The sequence below is a fragment of the Haloferax profundi genome, from assembly GCF_001469865.1.
Lineage (GTDB): Archaea > Halobacteriota > Halobacteria > Halobacteriales > Haloferacaceae > Haloferax > Haloferax profundi.
The window spans coordinates 1-695 of sequence record NZ_LOPV01000448.1; the positions used below are offsets into that span (position 1 = coordinate 1).

Annotated in this window: 1 pseudogene; it reads right to left on the reverse strand. The window is 49.6% G+C overall.

Annotation, left to right across the window (positions count from 1 at the left end):
• Positions 1 to 333 precede the first annotated feature (333 nt).
• A pseudogene (locus AUR66_RS15135) lies at positions 334 to 695 on the reverse strand (cell division control protein Cdc6); the annotation flags it as partial.

Here is a 695-nt window from a genome sequence, read left to right on the forward strand (position 1 = left end):
CACCGTGCCATCGCGTCGTCATGGTAGGTCACAATGACCTCGCGTTCAACTTCACCGTCAAAATCTACAGGTACTGCAGTCTCTTCTTCAGCCTCCGCTTGTGAGCACTCAACGTCTTCCTTCTGGCGCCCATGAAAGTCCTGAATCTTGTCTTCGTCCATACCCACTAGGTTTGTAGACAATACATAACATTTGCTCAGAACAAACTATTTGGATACGAAATCAGTCTAGTAGCTCAAAGATACCCGGAACGAGAGCCCTTCTCAATCACTTAGAAGTCCCGCGTCAGGTGCAAAACGAAGCAGTTGGTCACTACGCGAACTCACACGAGATTTACTCAACTTCGTCACAAGCAGCCATCACGGTATCTGGGTTGTCCAGAAGCTGTGTCTCCATGTAGGCCCCTTCACCACGACCGGCACCTTTCCGCTTCCGTTCGATGATTTCTAAGAATTCGAGCTCGTGAAGGAGATCGCGAACACGTCGCCACGAAAGTGGGTCGACTCCTTCTTGACGACAAATCTGTTGGTACAGCTCATTGACTGAGCTTGATTTAACAGGTTGATCAGATGGTGTCTGCTTATCGAGCAGGGCAACAGCTTTCAACACATAGCGTGAGTGTGGTGGTTGTTCAGAGAGGACTTCGATCAGATAGTCTCGTTCGGTCTGAACACGAGCCTCCTCGACGTGGGATT